General features: G+C 53.8%; 18 protein-coding genes. 5 read left to right on the forward strand and 13 right to left on the reverse strand.

The window, feature by feature from the left end; translation table 11 throughout:
- Positions 1-8 precede the first annotated feature (8 nt).
- The 4 genes from KNP85_RS05250 to KNP85_RS05265 form a co-directional block, all read right to left on the reverse strand.
- Positions 9-827 carry a MetQ/NlpA family ABC transporter substrate-binding protein gene (locus KNP85_RS05250; protein ID WP_214801819.1) on the reverse strand — a complete coding sequence of 273 codons (819 nt, stop codon included), beginning with the start codon at positions 825-827 and terminating at the stop codon, positions 9-11.
- 25 nt (positions 828-852) lie between these two features.
- On the reverse strand, positions 853-1515 hold the full coding sequence (locus tag KNP85_RS05255) for a methionine ABC transporter permease (RefSeq protein WP_131434434.1): 663 nt from the start codon (positions 1513-1515) through the stop codon (positions 853-855).
- Complete coding sequence (locus KNP85_RS05260; RefSeq protein WP_214801822.1) at positions 1508-2254, reverse strand: methionine ABC transporter ATP-binding protein; 747 nt, start codon at positions 2252-2254, stop codon at positions 1508-1510. Before KNP85_RS05260 ends, KNP85_RS05255 begins: the two co-directional genes overlap by 8 nt.
- Positions 2255-2370: 116 nt before the next feature.
- Entirely contained in the window at positions 2371-3117 is a 747-nt protein-coding gene (locus KNP85_RS05265; protein WP_214801825.1) for a hypothetical protein, read from the reverse strand.
- A gap of 136 nt (positions 3118-3253) precedes the next feature.
- On the opposite strand from KNP85_RS05265, the gene KNP85_RS05270 reads away from it, so the two are divergent.
- Entirely contained in the window at positions 3254-3682 is a 429-nt protein-coding gene (locus tag KNP85_RS05270; protein WP_214801828.1) for a MarR family winged helix-turn-helix transcriptional regulator, read from the forward strand.
- Positions 3683-3788: 106 nt separating this feature from the next.
- On the forward strand, positions 3789-4313 hold the full coding sequence (locus KNP85_RS05275) for a CarD family transcriptional regulator (RefSeq protein ID WP_029596405.1): 525 nt from the start codon (positions 3789-3791) through the stop codon (positions 4311-4313).
- A gap of 89 nt (positions 4314-4402) precedes the next feature.
- Here the strand turns inward: KNP85_RS05275 and mqo are convergent, their stop codons facing one another.
- Positions 4403-5902 (reverse strand): malate dehydrogenase (quinone), encoded by a 1500-nt coding sequence (gene mqo / locus KNP85_RS05280; protein WP_214801830.1) that lies wholly within the window; start codon positions 5900-5902, stop codon positions 4403-4405.
- A gap of 162 nt (positions 5903-6064) precedes the next feature.
- Here mqo and KNP85_RS05285 point away from each other — a divergent pair, with 162 nt between their 5' ends.
- Positions 6065-6535: a DUF2691 family protein gene (locus tag KNP85_RS05285; protein ID WP_251136225.1), complete on the forward strand. Its 471-nt coding sequence runs from the start codon at positions 6065-6067 to the stop codon at positions 6533-6535.
- A gap of 32 nt (positions 6536-6567) precedes the next feature.
- Positions 6568-7119 (forward strand): histidine phosphatase family protein, encoded by a 552-nt coding sequence (locus KNP85_RS05290; RefSeq protein ID WP_214801832.1) that lies wholly within the window; start codon positions 6568-6570, stop codon positions 7117-7119.
- Between the two features lie 46 nt (positions 7120-7165).
- Here the strand turns inward: KNP85_RS05290 and KNP85_RS05295 are convergent, their stop codons facing one another.
- The 4 genes from KNP85_RS05295 to KNP85_RS05310 form a co-directional block, all read right to left on the reverse strand.
- Entirely contained in the window at positions 7166-8029 is an 864-nt protein-coding gene (locus KNP85_RS05295) for a DegV family protein (protein ID WP_214718755.1), read from the reverse strand.
- 89 nt (positions 8030-8118) lie between these two features.
- Positions 8119-8631, reverse strand: coding sequence for a methylated-DNA--[protein]-cysteine S-methyltransferase (locus tag KNP85_RS05300; protein WP_214801835.1), 513 nt, complete (start codon positions 8629-8631; stop codon positions 8119-8121).
- On the reverse strand, positions 8618-9517 hold the full coding sequence (locus tag KNP85_RS05305) for a DNA-3-methyladenine glycosylase family protein (RefSeq protein WP_214801837.1): 900 nt from the start codon (positions 9515-9517) through the stop codon (positions 8618-8620). The genes KNP85_RS05300 and KNP85_RS05305 overlap by 14 nt, the downstream gene beginning before the upstream one ends.
- Positions 9474-10061 (reverse strand): bifunctional transcriptional activator/DNA repair enzyme AdaA, encoded by a 588-nt coding sequence (locus tag KNP85_RS05310; protein WP_214801840.1) that lies wholly within the window; start codon positions 10059-10061, stop codon positions 9474-9476. Before KNP85_RS05310 ends, KNP85_RS05305 begins: the two co-directional genes overlap by 44 nt.
- A 208-nt stretch (positions 10062-10269) precedes the next feature.
- Between KNP85_RS05310 and mprF the strand changes: the two genes are divergently transcribed.
- On the forward strand, positions 10270-12768 hold the full coding sequence (mprF, locus tag KNP85_RS05315) for a bifunctional lysylphosphatidylglycerol flippase/synthetase MprF (protein ID WP_214801843.1): 2499 nt from the start codon (positions 10270-10272) through the stop codon (positions 12766-12768).
- Between the two features lie 43 nt (positions 12769-12811).
- Here mprF and KNP85_RS05320 read toward each other — a convergent pair whose 3' ends face one another.
- The 4 genes from KNP85_RS05320 to KNP85_RS05335 all read right to left on the reverse strand — a co-directional run bounded on the left by KNP85_RS05320 (position 12812) and on the right by KNP85_RS05335 (position 16988).
- Entirely contained in the window at positions 12812-15202 is a 2391-nt protein-coding gene (locus KNP85_RS05320) for a carbohydrate binding domain-containing protein (RefSeq protein WP_214801846.1), read from the reverse strand.
- Between the two features lie 191 nt (positions 15203-15393).
- The gene (locus tag KNP85_RS05325) at positions 15394-15966 is read right to left on the reverse strand and encodes a DUF1349 domain-containing protein (RefSeq protein ID WP_214801850.1); all 573 of its coding nucleotides are present in this window, start codon (positions 15964-15966) and stop codon (positions 15394-15396) included.
- A complete protein-coding gene (locus KNP85_RS05330; protein ID WP_214801853.1) occupies positions 15938-16480 on the reverse strand; it encodes an NUDIX hydrolase in 543 nt (180 codons plus the stop codon). The genes KNP85_RS05325 and KNP85_RS05330 overlap by 29 nt, the downstream gene beginning before the upstream one ends.
- Before the next feature lie 13 nt (positions 16481-16493).
- Positions 16494-16988: an LURP-one-related/scramblase family protein gene (locus tag KNP85_RS05335; protein ID WP_214801856.1), complete on the reverse strand. Its 495-nt coding sequence runs from the start codon at positions 16986-16988 to the stop codon at positions 16494-16496.
- Positions 16989-17002 lie beyond the last annotated feature (14 nt).

Raw genomic sequence — 17002 nt, forward strand, 5'->3', positions numbered from 1 at the left:
TTTTCTCGTTAAAACGCCGGAATCGCCGTTTCTTCGTAATTTTCTTCCAAGAACGCACGGACTTCGTCACTTGTGAGTGCTTCGCCGAGTTTCTGGATCGCTTCTTCATCTTTGTTGTCTTCACGAGCAACAAGCGTGATGGCGAAGTCGTTCTCGACACCTTCCGTCAAGAGGGCATCGCTCTTCGGCGTCAAGCCGAGTGGCGCCGCGTAAGCTGGCGTCATGAGGACCGCGTCGACGTCGTCATACGCACGCGCGAGCATGAGCAAATCGACTTCCTCGAACTTGAGGTTCTTCGGGTTTTCGGTGATATCGGCTTGCGTGTAATACGAACCATTCTTCTCACCGAGCTCGATCACATCGTGTTGCGCGAGCAATGAGAGCGAACGGTCGATGTTCGACACGTCGTTCGCGATGGCAATCGTCGCGCCTTTCGGGATGTCGTCCATGTTGTCATACTCTTTCGAGTAGACACCGTAGTTGGCGAAGTAAATCGGTTCGATTGGGACGAGGTTAGCATCATTGCTGCGGTTGAACTCTTCCATGTACGGAACGTGTTGGAAGAAGTTCGCATCGACTTCTTTCGCTGCGAGTGCCGTGTTCGGTTGGACGTTGTCACCGAGGACGACGATTTCGAGCTCGATGTTGTCTTCGGCGAGTTGTTCTTTCGCGATTTCAAGCATATCCGTCATCGGTGGGATGAGCGATGCGACTTTGAGTGTCTGCGGCTCGTTTGACGGGGCTTCCGTCGTGTTCGTTTCAGTATCGTTCCCGCACGCCGCGAGGACGAGTGTGAGTGAGGCGAAAAGCGCCATTAATTTTTTCATAAGTTCTCCTTCTTTCTGTAGGTAATTAACGTTTGTCGATGAGCCGGGCCACCGTCGTGCCGGTGAACTGAATCATTTGGACGAAGACGAGCATGATGAGAATCATATACATCATCAGCTCCGTCTTGAACTGCTGATAGCCGTAGCGGATGGCGAAGTCGCCAATCCCGCCGCCCCCGACCACCCCCATGATGGTCGAGTACGAGATGAAGCTGATAATCGACGTCGTCAGTCCGAGGACGAGTCCGGAACGGGCCTCGACATATAGGAACTTGAAGATGACGTCTTTGATGGACGCCCCCATCGACACGGCCGCCTCGACGACGCCGCGTGGGACGTCAAGGAGTGACTGCTCGACGAGTCGCGAGTAATGAGCGATGGCGATGATGGCGAGCGGCACGGTTGCCGCTGCCGTCCCGATGGCCGTTCCGATGATGAGCCGCGTAAATGGAATCAAAAACACGACGAGTAATAGGAACGGGAACGAGCGGACGATATTGACGACCAAGTTGAGCACGGAGAAGACGGCCCGATTCTCGAGCAGCTGTCCTTTTCGCGACAAATAGAGCCACGTTCCGAGCGGTAGACCGAGGAGGACGGCCGCGAGAATCGAGACGCCGACCATGATGAACGTCTCCCCGATCGATTGCCAAATCTCGGTCTGATATTGCAGGAGCACCTCAGGCATTCGGCTCACCCGCCTTCTTCAGTTGGTCGACGAACCAGGACGGATTGTCGTCAATGTCTGCGACCCCGCTCGGAATGACGTCAATCGTCTCATACACCGAACCGTCCGTCATGACGGTCACGCGGTCGCATACTTGTTTGATGACGTCCATCTCATGCGTCACGATGACGATGGTGACGCCGAGCCGCTCATTGATCGACTTCAACACGCCGAGCACTTCGGCCGTCGTGTTCGGGTCGAGCGACGACGTCGGCTCATCACACAATAAGACGTGCGGTTCGTTCGCGAGCGCCCGCGCGATGGCGACGCGTTGTTTCTGTCCACCGCTGAGCTGCGCCGGGTATTTGTCTTTGAACGACTCGAGCCCGACGAAACGAAGGCACTCGAGCACCCGGGCCTCATGCGTCGCGCGCGGTCGGCCAGCCAGTTTGAGCGAGGCGGCCACATTGTCATAGACGGTCTTGTTCGCGACGAGATTAAACTGTTGAAAAATCATGCCGATGACGTGCCGCTTCTCGCGTAGTTGTCGACTCGACAGGCCCGTCAACTCATCGCCATCGATCGTGACTTGCCCTGTATCCGGTGTCTCGAGCAGGTTCATCAGCCGGAGCAACGTCGATTTGCCGGCTCCGCTCGCGCCGATGATGCCATATACCTCGCCACGCTCGATTTGAAGCGAGACGTCACGGACGGCTGCGTCGCGGCCGAACTGTTTGCTGACATTCGTTAACGTGATCATAGATGGTTCCTTTCTCTCATGGGAAAACTGGGTCAACCTCGTACCCCATTTTAGCGAACTAAAGCAAAGTTGTCAGGTGAGGTGCTTCACAAAAAAAAGAACCGCACGGTGGCGGCTCACTTCAGCGGATGTTGTTTGAAATGCTCAGCGATATGGCGCCGCATCGATTCACGGTTCTCGGCAAAGATTCGATGTCGATGGCCGTTCCCCCCTGATGGATGGGGAAATCCGCTCACGACGCGTTCTGGCGCGATAATGCCCTTGTCGACGAGCGTCTCGACGGCACGACGGACGTTAATCCCCATCGGCAAGATGAGTGCGTCCTCGAGGACGGCCATCTCGTCGGCGAATCCCCCTTCGACATAAGACCTAAATAAATCCGTCTTTAACATATCTGGACTCGATCCGTTGTAGTTTTTACCTTTATAAAAGACCGGATACGGCAACACCGCCGTGTTCTGAACGAGATGGTTCGCCTCGCCGAACAAGTCGAGCGTCGTCGGGATCCCAAGGTGGTGATGCAACTCCAAATCATCGAGCATCGTCACTAGGTTCTTACGAATCGGTCCGGAAAAGCTGCCACGTTGTTTGACAGCCCGGAGCGCCTCCTCGTCGGGCGCGTCCGCCAAATCACGGATTGCCTCGAACGATTGCCGCATTTGATACAGTCCCGGCGTAATCCCGGCGATGACGACTTTGGCCTGCGGGTTAACGTATTCGAACGGAGCGTAATAGATTGTAAGTTGTTTGTTCGGGTCCTCCTCGAGTAAGAACGGTTCACTCTTCAGTGTCGCTTCCTCCAGGTCGGGCAGTTCGAGAATACGTTGTTTATAACGTTGAAATAAATCGGTACGTGTCGGCATGTAATTCCCTCCTCTGCTTTCCTGTTCCCCAAACCGTCAAATCCTATCAGAGAATGGTGAACTCGTTTCGCGCATTGACGCGGCACATCCGCTTTTGTATAGTTAGGAACGACAAAAACGAATAGGAGTGACCAATTTGACTCCAACAGAACCGACGACACGACTCCTCGACCTCCTCAGTGAGCGACATGACCAAATCCGTCGCATCAGCGAGCGGGCTTGGAACGAGCAACACGATATCTATATCTCCAACTCCGAATGGTACGTGCTCGCCCGGATTTATCAAACGAAACCGACCATTGCCGAAGTGACGCGCAACGTCCACATCTCCCGTCAAGCGATCCATAAGCTCATCAAGAACTTGAAAGCGAAAGAACTCGTCACGGTGACCGATCATCCGACGAGTCGAAAAGATAAATGTATCGAGTTGACCGAGCTCGGGGTCCGTTGCTACGAACAGAACGAGGCACTGAAAGCCGAACTCGAACAAAAAATAGGCGATTCACTCGGTGACGCCGCGTTCCGACAACTGAAAATGTTGTTGAAAGCCGACTGGAATTTGTAATCTCTCCTAACGATTGGGAGGGATTTTTTTGTGTCATATCTCACCTCAAATGTCAACCGAGTTGACATTTCGTGTCATGAACTACTATACTTGATGAAAGGAAGAGGTGATCGATTTGTTCAAAACTGGTGATTTAATCATTTATTCGACCCACGGAGTTTGCCGCATTGACGACATTTCCGACATGACGGTCGCGGGTGAGACGAAGTCGTACTATACGCTCCATCCCATCAACAACGCACAGAAGTTGCAAATCAGTATCCCCGTCGATAGTGATAAAGTGATGATGTTGACGCTCCTAGAAGCCAAAGAAGCAAAAGAGATCCTTGAATCGTTCCGCTCGCCGGGTGTCGAATGGAATCCCCATCCGAACAACCGCAATCGTGAATTCTTGAACGTCGTGCACTCGGGTAACCGTCACGAAATCGCTCAAGTCATCAACACGCTTGCTCGCCGCCAAAGCGAAGCTCTCTTGTTGAACAAAAAGTTATATGAACAGGACCGTAAGATTCTAGAGAACGCTAAAACGATCCTCGTGAAAGAACTTTCGCTCGCGCTTGAATTATCGGAAGAAATCATCGATCAACAAATTGCTGCTTATTTGAGCGAAGAACCTGTCGCCACTACTTGATTGGCCCCTTCCGTGCGAAGAGGTCTTTTTTTTATGCAAAAATTAAAAAGAAAAAGCGAGAATATGAACATATCCTCGCCTTTACTCGCTTAGTTGTGGACGACACCTTTCTCTTTCAAGCCGAGCGCCATCGCTGTCGATTCGTGAATCGACTTGAACAGTTCCGGGTGATCGGAGAGTGAGACGCCATAAGACGGCACCATCTCTTTGATTTTCAGTTCCCATTCCGGCATCCGGCTTGGGAAGCACTGCTCGAGTACTTTTAACATGACGTGCACGGCCGTCGATGCGCCCGGTGACGCACCGAGAAGTGCTGCGACCGATCCATCTTCGGCGCTGACGACTTCCGTTCCGAACTGGAGTGTCCCTTTACCGTCCGGCGTGTCTTTGATGACTTGGACGCGTTGTCCGGCGACGACAATTTCCCAGTCCTCATTCTTCGCGGTCGGAATGAATTCGCGGAGCTCGTCCATCCGTTTGTTGTGCGACAAGAGCACCTGCTCAATCAAATATTTCGTGAGCGGCATCTCTTTCGCCCCAGCCGCGAGCATCGTCACGACGTTATACGGTTTGACCGATTGGAGGAGGTCGAGGTTCGAGCCCGTCTTCAAGAACTTCGGCGTAAAGCCGGCGAACGGTCCAAACAACAACTCTTTGCGCCCTTCGATGAAGCGCGTGTCGAGGTGCGGCACCGACATCGGCGGTGCGCCGACTTTCGCTTTGCCATATACTTTCGCGTTGTGCTGTTCGATGACATCACGGTTCTTACAGACGAGGAACAGACCGCTCACCGGGAATCCGCCGATGTGCTTCGACTCCGGGATGCCCGTCTTTTGAAGGAGCGGCAGGCTGCCTCCACCGCCGCCGATAAACAAGAACGGCGCCGTATGTGTCTCAATCGTGTTCGCCTCGATGTCTTTCACTTTCACTTCCCACAATCCGTTCGCCAACCGTTTCACGTCCTCGACGCTATGCTTGTAATTGACCTCGACGCCTTGGCCGGTCAAATGGTCAAACAGCATCCGTGTAAGCGCACCGAAGTTGACGTCGGTACCTGAATCGATTTTCGTCGCCGCGATCGGCTCATCGACGGAACGTCCTTCCATGACAATCGGCATCCAGTCACGGAGTTGTTCCGGGTCATCCGATAAGACCATCCCTTCAAACAACGGATTATTTGTTAGCGCTTCCAAACGTTTCTTCAAGAAGCGGACATCGTTCTCGCCTTGGACCATACTCATATGTGGAATCGAACGGATGAACGCTTCCGGGTTTCGAATCAAGCCTTTGTTGACGAGATGCGCCCAAAACTGACGCGAGATTTGGAACTGCTCATTGACGTTGATCGCTTTCGAGATGTCGAGCGTGCCATCCGGCTTCTCTGTCGTATAGTTCAACTCGCAGAGGGCGGCATGTCCCGTCCCGGCGTTGTTCCATTCGTTCGAACTCTCTTCCCCTGCACTTTCGAGCTTCTCAAACACTTTGACTTCCCACTCTGGTACGAGCTCTTTAAAGAGCGATCCGAGCGTCGCACTCATGATGCCTGCACCAATCAAAATGACGTCTGTTCTCTTTTGAACACTGCTCATGAAAACCCCATCCTTCTCCCCTGGATTTGTGTATGAGACGATTCGGTAAATCCCCATTCGCCGACTCGCCCCGTTTATAATTGTTATATTGATTATAACGCTTTTGTGATGTTTGATAAGGGTTAAGTACGGATTTCATCCATGAAACTTTTGAAGGGGGGCATGCAATCCGTGAAGCGCGGCATCCGTTTTAAAATCCCGAATACATATGGACGCTTTCTGGCCGACATGTTAAGTCCCGTCGACATCCCTGCTTACAGCTGGTTCGTCGGGGGTGAGGAATCATATCGTGTGAAGAATAGCGCTCTCGATCAACCGTTGTTTCCTGAAGCGACCGAGATGGATGGCGAAACATTTTCTGATTCGATTCATCAGGATGAGCAATATCTCATCTTCTTGAATGTAAAAGCCTTTTCGAAAGAACCGGTGAAAGACATTGAGACGTACGAAGCGTTTCGTGATAGCAATTGTGAGCTAGCCCTGCTCATCGTCGACTCCACGTTCGTCGACATCTACTGCAAGGATGAGCCTCTGCTTGAATCGCTTTATCAGCATACTCTCACGTGCGGATTTGAGGACGTCTCTTACTTGACCCACGCCAACGATACGAGAACGAGTTTGACCGTCTGGTAAGCATTTAACCTTATAATGAAGGAGAATCTATCATGTCTACGTTCTATCTTATCCGCCATTGCTCCGCCACCGGCCAAGAGCCGGACGCCCCGCTCACCGAGGCCGGCGAACAACAGGCACTCGCCCTCGCTGACTTCTTTCAAGATGTTCCCGTCGATCGCATCATCTCGAGCGACTATACGCGAGCCATCGCCTCGATTACATCGCTCGCTGCATCCAAGCAGCTGACTATCGAGACAGAGCCGAAGTTGCGCGAACGCATCCTCTCGCTTGAACCGCGCGACGATTGGTTCGAACTGCTCCGCCATTCGTTCACCGACACCTCGTTCCGTTTGCCGGGCGCCGAGTCGGGTCAAGATGCGACGGACCGGATTTTGAGCGTCATCGAATCACTTGACGACGTAAACGGCACGACCGTCCTCGTGACGCACGGAAACCTGCTCGCGTTGCTTCTTCAACATGTGGATAACCGCTATGACTTCGACACGTGGCGCAATCTCAGCAATCCCGACGTCTATCGCCTCGATATTGTGGATAACTCTTGGTCCGTGACACGCGTCTGGACCGTCCCTGCCTGTGGATAACGTTATCCACAGAAAAAGCCGTCTCTTTCCCGAGACGGCTTTCGTTTTATTTCTCCACAAAAAACATCGAGATGGCCCCGAGACCGACGTGCGTCCCGACCGAGACGCCCATCTGCATCAGGTAAATCTCGCCTTTGAAGTCGGATTCGGCTTGAATCTTCGCCTTCAAGTTCTCGGCAATCTTTTGATCTGACGTATAGCCGATGATGACGAAGTTCGTGATAGCTTTGTCGCAGCGTTTGATGAACTCGTCCGTATAGTGCTTGAGCACTTTCCGCGTTCCCCGCTCTTTGGCGACGATGGCGCCTTTCCCGTTCTTCATGCTCATGATTGGCTTGACCATCAACAGCTTGCCGATGATGGCACTCGCGTTCGAGATGCGTCCGCTCTTAATCAAGTGGTCCAAATCATCGACCGACAAGAAGTGCTTCACTTTCATCTTATACGTCTCATTGAACTCGACGAGCTCCTCGAACGTCGCCCCGGCTTCGCGCATCTGGGCACTCTTCATCAAGAGCCAACCGCTCCCGTGGCTCATCGAGCGTGAGTCGACGATATGAATCTTCACCGTCGAATCGGGATGCGCCTCTTCGAAGTATTCTTTTCCGAGCACGGCCGATTGATACGATCCGCTCGTCCCGCTCGACATACAGATACATAAAATCTCATCATGTCCGCTCTCGACGGACTCTTCCATCAGCTTCATAAATGTCGCTGGGCTCGGCATCCCCGTCGTCGGGAATTCCGGTAGCGCTTCCAACATTCCGTAAAACTCATCGGGCTGGATGTCGACGCGGTCCTCATACGATTTGTTGTCAATCGTGATGATCAGCGGCGCGACGCCGATGTCATATTTCGCTAAAATCTCATCAGATAAATCACAAGTTGAATCTGCCAATAATCTAATCATAGTACCCTCCAAAAATCGCTCCTGAGTGACGAGAATCGCCCTAGACCACTACGTCGATTCAGACGTCACGATAGGACTTCTCCATTGTATCAGATATGGAGGGGTAGATGTTTTTTTGCCAGGCCTGAATATGCGTTGGCTTGTTCGTGCCGAAGCAGCCATTCCTTCCGCCACAGTCCGCCCGCATAACCCGTCAACGTCCCATTCGATCCGATGACGCGATGGCACGGGATGACGATGCTCAACCGGTTGCGTCCGTTGGCACTGCCGACGGCCCGGACGGCGCGGTCCCGACCTAGTTTCACGGCCAATTCTCGATAAGACGCCGTCACGGCATATGGGATTGTCGCCAACGCCTGCCAGACATCTTTCTGAAAAGGTGTTCCCTCGACTTCATACGGGAACGTAAACGTTTGCCTGCGTCCGTCGAAGTACTCCTCGATTTCTCGGTAGCACATCGTCAACACGTCCGGCGTCGACTCATCCGCTTCAAAGCGGACGTCATCGCGTTCGACGAACAGGATGGAACGGATGGTCATCTCTGTCCCGACAATCTCCAGAATGCCAATCGGACTCATATAGTCCAGTCTATACGTCTCCATATAAGGACCTCCATAAATAGAATGTGGCGTACGCTTCCCATCCGGCAAAGCGTTCCCCGTACTGCCTCACTTCGTCTGCCGTCAACTTGTCGCTTCGCCCGAGGTGATGCTTCAACGCCTGATGCAGACCGGCGTCCGCGGCCGGGAACGCCGTCGGATCTTGGAAACACTTCATCCGGACATACGCGGCCGTCCACTCCCCGACACCGCGTAAGCTTAACAACCATTCATGCATCACGTCGGGTGGCTCGCTGCGTAACTGCTGTTTCGACAATCGTCCGTCCGTCATTTCCTGGGCGATGCCGATGATATATTCTGCTTTTCGGGTGCTGAATTGGAGCGGTCTCAGTTCACTCGGGTCGAGGAGCGCGATCGTCTCTGGGGTCGGGAAAGCCCAGTACGTCACGCCGTCCACTTCCCGGGATGGTCCATATTGCTCGACGAACCGTCGTTTCAGCGTATAGGCGAACGAGAGTGTGATCTGTTGACCGATGACGGCCCACGTGAGCGCCTCGAACAAGTCCGGGAACCCGATCAGACGCAGCCCCTCGTACTCTCGGACGAGCGGACGCAACAGTTCATCCGTCTCAGCCATTCGCACGAACGCTGCAACGTCTTGGTCGAGGTCGAACCAGTCGCGGACGTATCGTTCCACGTGTTCCTGTTCCGAGCTCGTGATGTCGTCTTCCGGGAACGCGATGACGAGGCCATGAGCCGTCTCCATGATATCCCCGAGCAGCAACCGTCCGTCGACGTCGAACAGCTTGGAGACGGACGTTTCACGGGCGACATGCATCACTTCATCGTCGGAGCGTCGCAAAAACTGCAGACATTGTTGAAAATCAAACGGAGCGGTGACGTGAATCTCGAACGATGAGCGACTCATCGGCTCCCCCCTTTCGATACATGCTCGGTGAACAGCCCTTTAGCCGTCGGAAGACGCGATAAAAGTTGGATGGGGTTTGAAAGCCGACCTCATAACAGATGGCGAGATTGCTCATGTCCGTCGTCCGCAACAGATGGGCCGCCTTGTCGATGCGAACCTTTTCGAGCAGACGGCGCGGCGTCTCGCCCGTCGCTTGCGTGAATGTCCGCTCGACGTAGAACGGGCTCAAGCTGACGTGCTCGGCAATCTCCTCGAGCTTGAGCGGCCGTTTGTAATGCGTGAGCACGAACGCCGTCACGTCATGGACGAGCGCGCTCGCCGGACTACGGTCGACCTCGGGCTGACATCGTTTGCACGGCCGAAAGCCGGACGACTCCGCTTCCGCTTTCGTCTCATAAAAATCGACATTCTCCCGCTTCGGCTTCCGCGAGCGGCACGAGGGACGACAGTAAATCCCGGTCGTCTTGACCGCGGTATAAAACTGTCCGTCATACGTCGCGTCACAGGCGATCACTTTCTCCCACTTCTCTTCAAACGTCAGCATCTCAGTCCCCCCTTTTGTTTTACTGTATCAGATTGATTTTCGTTCACTCGTCCTATTTCTTGCGTTTACAGTCTACATTCCCACGATTCACGAATCTCATTTATTTTGAATCCGTCTTCCCGTCTGACTCGTACTATGATTACACGACTCAATTGAGTACACTTTAGCTAATCAAGATTTCGAGAGTTTGTCAGAAGGAGTACATACGATGCAAAAGCGATTTTCCTGGAAACAACTGAAATGGTTGCTTCCATTCCTATTGATTGGATTGATTCTTTATCAGAGCGGCCAAGAGCTCCAAAACCTGTCGCTCGCCGCGGCGTTTCAAACGTTAGAGGCGTTGACGGGCTTCGAACAGATTGCCTTGATTGGACTCGGACTCGTCGCCGTTTTGACGATGACCGGCTACGACTACTTTTTACTGCGCTCGCTCGACGTCCAGCTCCCGCTCGCGAAGCTGCTCCGCGCGGCATGGATCACCAACGCGATGAACGGCATGATCGGGTTTGGCGGCGTCATCGGCATCGCGCTCCGGACATCGCTGTATCGACCGTATACGGATACGAAGCGTTTGCTCCGGGCCATCGGTTGGATGACCCCGACGCTCATCAGCGGCTTGTCGCTGCTTGCCGCAGGGGTGCTCCTCGGGTTTTTCCCGGCTGGTGCGCTCACCGGAACGAAACAGTGGATTTGGCCGGTGCTCCTCGCGACACTCGCCGTCCTGCCGCTCTACATATATGTGACGCGGAAGCGGTCGAACTTAGATTGGCCGACCTTGCTCGGCTATATCGCGACGTCGCTCGCCGAATGGGTGACGGCTGGACTCGTCGCCTTGTATGCCCTGCATTTACTTGGAGGCGAAGCGCCGCTCGCGGCTATGATGGGTGTCTTCATCGTCGCGACCATCGTCGGGGTCGTCTCGCTCGTCCCGGGTGGTGTCGGTTCGTTTGATCTATTATACCTCGTCGGGATGACCCAGCTCGGCATCGACCAAGAGATTGTCCTGTCTTCCTTGATCGTCTATCGCTTCGTCTATTTCATCGTCCCGTTCATGATCGGGCTGTTTTTGGCGGCGCTCGTCTTCGGAGACCAGGTCGTCAAACAGATTGAGTATAAACCGATGATCGGGTCGTCTTATGAAATTGGGACCGTCATCTGGCGCATCGTGTCGCGTACACTTGCCAAGACCGGACGGCTCGCCGGAAGCCTGATTGCATTGATGACGAGCCTCGTCCTGTGGTTTCAGACGTTGTTGCCGAGCGTGTCACCGCTCTATTCGACTTCCCTTTGGTTACAGTGGATCGGTACGCTCGCGCTGTTCAGCGCCGGTCTGTTGACGCTACTGACCACGTTCGGGATGTACATTCGGACGAAACGCGTGCTCTGGCTCGTCTGGATCGCATGTATCGTCGCCGGCATCGGTGTCATCGCACGCGGCTTCAATTTGTTCGAAGCGTTCGTCGTCGGTGGGTTCGCTTTGTTCGTCTGGTTGACCCGGAGCCAGCACAAACGCTATCGCTCCATCGTGACCGTCAGCCGCTTCGTCCGCAACATCGCCTATGTCGCGCTATATGTCGGCACGCATGCGTTCCTGCTGCAGTCGTTCAGTCAGACGGACACGATTTTCTTTGATCCGGAAGCTGCCGCCGGGTTGAGCATCGCCGCCGTCGTTTTGGCCGGGTTGCTGATGATTGGCATATTCATGCTGTTCAACCGCTTGAAACGTCCGAAGCTCGGCTCGTCGTTTGAACCGTCCCGCTTCGCGGCGTTTCAAGCCACGCATGCGACGACGAGCGCGTTCGACTTGGCCTATATGAACGACAAACTCGTCTATTATGGGCCGGACGACGAGGCGTGTCTCTTGTTCGCCGTATCTGGCAATCACGCCATCGTCCTCGGGGATGTGCAAGGAGCGCGAGACGCCGCGTCACACCTGTTGCTCGCCTTTATCGAAGAGACGGACCGGCTCGGCTATATCCCGCTCTTTTATCAAGTCACCCCGGACTGGATGCCGCGCCTGCACGACGCCGGGTTCACATTCTTCAAGCTCGGTGAAGAGGCGACGGTCGATGTTGCCACGTTCTCGCTCACTGGCAAAAAGCGTGCCAACATGCGCTCGCTCCACAACCAATTTACGAAGCGAGGCTATACGGCTGACATCGTCATGAATCCGTCTTCCGAGCTGATTGCGTCATTGCGCGGCATCTCGGAAGACTGGCTCGGTAATCGAAGTGAGAAAGGGTTCTCGCTCGGCTTTTTCAACGAGCAGGCCTTGTCCCACTATCCGGTCGCCCTCCTTCGTGACGAGACGGGACAAGTCGTCGCCTTCATCACGTTGCTCCGCGGCAGTGATACTGTCTCCATTGATTTGATGCGCTCTCACGGTGACGCCCTGCCCGGATCGATTGAGGTGCTGATTCTTCACGTGATCGAGTGGGCACGGGACAACGATTATGCCCACGTCGGCCTCGGCATGGCACCGCTCGCCTCGGTCGGTGAGCACACATTCGCGTACTGGCCGGAGCGGATTGCGGCCGACATCTTCGAGAACATCAGTTACATCTATCCGTTCAGCGGGCTCCGTCAATTCAAACGCAAGTTCACACCGAGGTGGGAAGCCAGGTATTTGGCCATCCGCAAGCGTCGGAAACTGCTGCCGTCCTTGCTCCGAACGGCGCGGTTGATCAGTCGGAAACGAGAGTCTTAAAACGCCAAAGAGCGCCTCGCATGCGAGGCGCTCTTATTTTCGATTATTTTACGGTCACGCTGACGTTGTCGATCGTCACATCGTGCGCGCCTAGCGGCGAGCCGTCCGTGCGACCGAGCAAGAATTTCATAGCTGTCATGTCTGTCTGGCCCATGACAAACTCGAACTCATACGTGTTCGTCTCAGGAGTAACTTGGACGATTTCGCTCAAGTAACGTGTGTATGCCGCGTTCTCGATCGTCACTTCCATGTTACGGGCTACTGTCGACGAAGCATCAAAGCGCACGACGTACGTTTGACCTGCATGCAACTCGAGGCCCCCCTGCTCCATGAGCACGCTCCACGGCTCTTGTCCTTCTTGCGTGATTGACAATTGAGCCGCCTCGTTCACCGCTTCGACCGCCGCTTGAGCGTCAAAGTGGACGTACGAGCCCCAATGCGTCAATCCTTCAGTGAATGAACCGTTCTTGAGAGGTGATGGATCAACATCGACCGGTGTCACATCCAGTAATTGCACATCGTCGAGCGTGATTTCACCTTTAGCCGAACCAAGCACGAATTGAAGTTGGCTCAATAAATCCGTCTCTCGGCCCATCGTGAACGGGATTTCAATTGACTTGAAATCGCGCGTCAACGCCACGTCTTGGAGCGGGAGATACGCTTGTCCGTCCAATCCATTCAAGCCGACTTGAAGCGATTTGATGCGTTCCGACTTCGCGTTGAACCGAAGCACGTACTCACGGCCTTCCGTCAATTGAATGCCGTTTTGGACGAGCGTTGCCGGTTGCCCTTTCTTCGCGTTCGTCACGAACTCGAAGTGACGAGCTTCCTCATCAACTGTGCCTGTGCCTTTCGTTGCGCCTGGGTCAAACTGCCAGTACGTCAAGCGGTCCATTGCCCCTTGATCGAACGTGCCGTTATAGACATGGTTGCCGTCTCCGAGCGCCGGTTTCGTCGCGTTCGGGTCGAGCGCTTCACGCGGTGTCTGTTCGACGCGCACGTTCCCGATTTGAACGCCTGCCGTGCTGAGGCCGACGTTGAACTCGAGGCGTGCCGCGAGGTCCGTGTCTTCTGTCATGTCGAACGTCATCGAGTACGTCTGGACGTCGGTCGTCAAATCGAACGAACCTTCATCCGAATATTTGGCGTAACCACGGTCTGGTCCACCGCCGACTTTGACAGCGATTGAGCGGGCCGAGTCGGCACTCGCATCGAACGACACTTTGTAGTGACCGCCTTTGCCGAGTGACACGTTTTGAATCAATTGGTGCGAGTAAGGCTGACTGCCCGCTTGCGTAATCGAGATATCCGCGAAGCGCGAACCAGCTTGCTCAATCACGTCGATGGATCCAGCTCCACCGAAGTCCGGTAGCGCCACATAGTTCCAATTCACAGGGTCAAATGCCTGCGAACCGTTTGTCACGGTCGTGATTGGCTCTGTGTAGTCTTGATCGTAGACGAGGTTGCCGTCTTCAGAAGGTTGTTTCGCTCCATCCGGAAGCACGATCGTTTCATCCGTATACACCGGTTCGACTGCTTCACGATAGTCGCGGTTCTTCAAATCGAAGACGCGAACGTAATCGACTTTCATATCAGCCGGGAATGGTGTCGTCGCATCGACGTCTCCATCAAACCAGCCGCCGACGGCCAAGTTCATAATCAAATAGAAGTTTTGATCGAACGGTGCCGGATAGCTATATTTCGTCGCTTGGTTCAACCCTTTCGAGTACCAATCGTTTTGAGTCTGATACAATTTCCCGTCAACATACCAACGCAACTCGCCTGGCTCCCACTCGACCGCATATGTATGCCATTTGTCGATGCCGTCGCCTTCTTCGAAGTGGTAGTCTTTACCTGTATATTTGTTGTTCGGCCAGTTCTCGCCGTAATGGATTGTTCCGGCGACCTTGTCAGGCTGGCTGCCCCATGCTTCCATGATGTCGATTTCACCAGACGCGGCCCAGGCGCCGTAGCGGTCCTGTTCCGGCAACATCCAGAACGCCGGCCATAGCCCTTTGCCGGTCGGGAGCTTCGCGCGCATCTCATAACGACCGTACGTTTGACTGAACTTGCCTTTGGTCGTCAACTTCGCCGATGTGAAATCGTATGACCCGAGTTCGTCTGTCACTTGTTCTTTTTTGGCACGGATGACGAGGTTCCCGTCTTCTACGAAAGCGTTTTCGTTTTTGTCCGTGTAAAATTGCTTCTCATTGTTTCCCCAACCCGGTGTGACCGGCGTGCCTTCGGCGTCTTTCAACCAGTTGCCCGTGTCGAAGTTCCATTTGGTCTGGTCGATTTCTGATTTGTTGAACTCATCCGACCAGACGAGTTTCCATTTCGTGTTGTCTTTTTTCTCCGGCTTCTCGGCAGATGCGCCTTGTGCGGCTGACAAGACAAGACCGGTCCCGAGTGCAAGTGCGACCCATTTCTTCATTACATTTCCTCCCTTGGCATGAATGAAGGCAGGGACGACACAATCGACCTTGCCTTTATTAAGTGACGTACAAATTGAAACCGCTTTCCGAAAGCGCTTTCGGTAATGTTATTATAAATTTTTTCCATGCCTCGATTCAACCATTTTCTTGAAGTGAAATGAAAATGACATAAAAAAGCATCGACGATGAATCAAGTCGATGCTTCCGTAACGGTCCAATCTGAAATCGTGACTTTGAATCCAGGCGCCTCTGTATCCGGACTACAGGCGTACGGTCCGACACGTAACGTCGACACGTCATGGAGATGGGCGATTCGTAGTTGTTCACGCCTGCCGTCCCCATATTCGAAGAACACCTCGACATCACCGTTCGTGTAGACGAGCTCGAACGTCAACGGTCCGCTCACTTCTTCGTTCGAAAAGTCCCGCGTCGACCAATCCGAGTAGCCAAAGGATGTGACGACGGCCCCGAGGTGTGATGGTCCGTCCGGGATATACTCGACGGACGTCTTGAGCCAATGGTCGTCGTTAACGTATAGCAGGATTCCGGCCTGGTCATATGTATGGCTCGGCTCCATTTCAATCGTCGCCCGGCACGTGAACCGCTCGGCCGACACGCTCTTCACCAAAGCATGTGCGGTCATCCGGTTGAATCCGTAATGAGTGTTCCGCCAAAAGTCGGTGTCGGGTGCTGTCTGGAACGTCAGGTGTTCACTTGCATTTACTTCGTCTGGTTCATTGATCCACGTGTACGGCTGCCACATGATTGATTCCTCCCCACTGTCCTCGCATTGCGAACAATAATGGAATCATCCCCTCGTGATACGGGATGAATTCACCTGAACGGATCATGTCGAGAATCGTCGCCTCATCCGCCCACTGCACGGCCTGCACTTCCGATTCCTGAAGCGTCAGGCTATCCAAATCGACTTCTGCCTCGACAAGATAGATATCATCGAACCCCTCGTCAAAATTGACCGTCAAATGTGGTCGTGTTTGGGTTAAGTCGAGCTTCAGCCCAATCTCTTCTTCAAGCTCGCGCATCGCCGCCTGTTGGCTCGTATCGCCGACCGTGGCGCTACCACCGACCGTGATGTCCCACATGTTCGCCCAACCGTCTTTGAACGGTTGGCGCTGCTGAATCAACATCTGTCCGTCCTTGTTAAAAATGCAGACGTGGATGACGAGATGATAATCGCCGTTCTCGAGACGGTTGCCCCGCTGCCACGTCCGCCCTGTCTTTTTGCGGTCCACATCATACACATCCCAAAACTCCATCGTTCCATCCCCTTTATGTCGCCGCGCTAGCACCTGCGGCTTGGTCTGACTTCGCACAATCGATGGCGACGACGATTGAGATGAGCATGTGCTCCATCGTCTCGTCCATCACTTGAATCTCGTAACTATCGCCCCATGACAACCATTTCTTTTGGACGCTGCCGATGACTTGGCCGTTCTGCATCACTTGGAAGTCCATGTCCCACCAGTTGCCTTGCACATCGATTCCGGCCGCATCAATCGTATAACGCGGTTTGAATAACGTAAACTCTTTCGAAATCGTGACCGTCTCTTGGCCTTCGACGTCGACATAGAACTTCGGCAAGAAACTGAACGTTTTTTTCGTGATTGTCGTAATCTCATGCCCTTCTTTGTCTGAGATCGTGAACGACTTCGGCAGCTTCATGAAGCTCCCTTCGACGAAGTACCGATTGTTCTCATCCGCATCTTTGATCGTGAAACGTCCGCGCAGGCTGAAAACCTTTTGTTTCATGTAGAGCGTGTTCATCGTCATCCCTCCGA

Source organism: Exiguobacterium sp. s194, from assembly GCF_018618275.1.
GTDB lineage: Bacteria > Bacillota > Bacilli > Exiguobacteriales > Exiguobacteriaceae > Exiguobacterium > Exiguobacterium chiriqhucha.

Coding starts and splice junctions, on each gene's coding strand:
- KNP85_RS05250 (WP_214801819.1), bottom strand. CDS start 827: ATGAAAAAATTAATGGCGCTTTTCGCCTCACTCACACTCGTCCTCGCG.
- KNP85_RS05255 (WP_131434434.1), bottom strand. CDS start 1,515: ATGCCTGAGGTGCTCCTGCAATATCAGACCGAGATTTGGCAATCGATC.
- KNP85_RS05260 (WP_214801822.1), bottom strand. CDS start 2,254: ATGATCACGTTAACGAATGTCAGCAAACAGTTCGGCCGCGACGCAGCC.
- KNP85_RS05265 (WP_214801825.1), bottom strand. CDS start 3,117: ATGCCGACACGTACCGATTTATTTCAACGTTATAAACAACGTATTCTC.
- mqo (WP_214801830.1), bottom strand. CDS start 5,902: ATGAGCAGTGTTCAAAAGAGAACAGACGTCATTTTGATTGGTGCAGGC.
- KNP85_RS05285 (WP_251136225.1), top strand. CDS start 6,065: ATGCAATCCGTGAAGCGCGGCATCCGTTTTAAAATCCCGAATACATAT.
- KNP85_RS05290 (WP_214801832.1), top strand. CDS start 6,568: ATGTCTACGTTCTATCTTATCCGCCATTGCTCCGCCACCGGCCAAGAG.
- KNP85_RS05295 (WP_214718755.1), bottom strand. CDS start 8,029: ATGATTAGATTATTGGCAGATTCAACTTGTGATTTATCTGATGAGATT.
- KNP85_RS05300 (WP_214801835.1), bottom strand. CDS start 8,631: ATGGAGACGTATAGACTGGACTATATGAGTCCGATTGGCATTCTGGAG.
- KNP85_RS05305 (WP_214801837.1), bottom strand. CDS start 9,517: ATGAGTCGCTCATCGTTCGAGATTCACGTCACCGCTCCGTTTGATTTT.
- KNP85_RS05310 (WP_214801840.1), bottom strand. CDS start 10,061: ATGCTGACGTTTGAAGAGAAGTGGGAGAAAGTGATCGCCTGTGACGCG.
- mprF (WP_214801843.1), top strand. CDS start 10,270: ATGCAAAAGCGATTTTCCTGGAAACAACTGAAATGGTTGCTTCCATTC.
- KNP85_RS05320 (WP_214801846.1), bottom strand. CDS start 15,202: ATGAAGAAATGGGTCGCACTTGCACTCGGGACCGGTCTTGTCTTGTCA.
- KNP85_RS05325 (WP_214801850.1), bottom strand. CDS start 15,966: ATGTGGCAGCCGTACACGTGGATCAATGAACCAGACGAAGTAAATGCA.
- KNP85_RS05330 (WP_214801853.1), bottom strand. CDS start 16,480: ATGGAGTTTTGGGATGTGTATGATGTGGACCGCAAAAAGACAGGGCGG.
- KNP85_RS05335 (WP_214801856.1), bottom strand. CDS start 16,988: ATGAACACGCTCTACATGAAACAAAAGGTTTTCAGCCTGCGCGGACGT.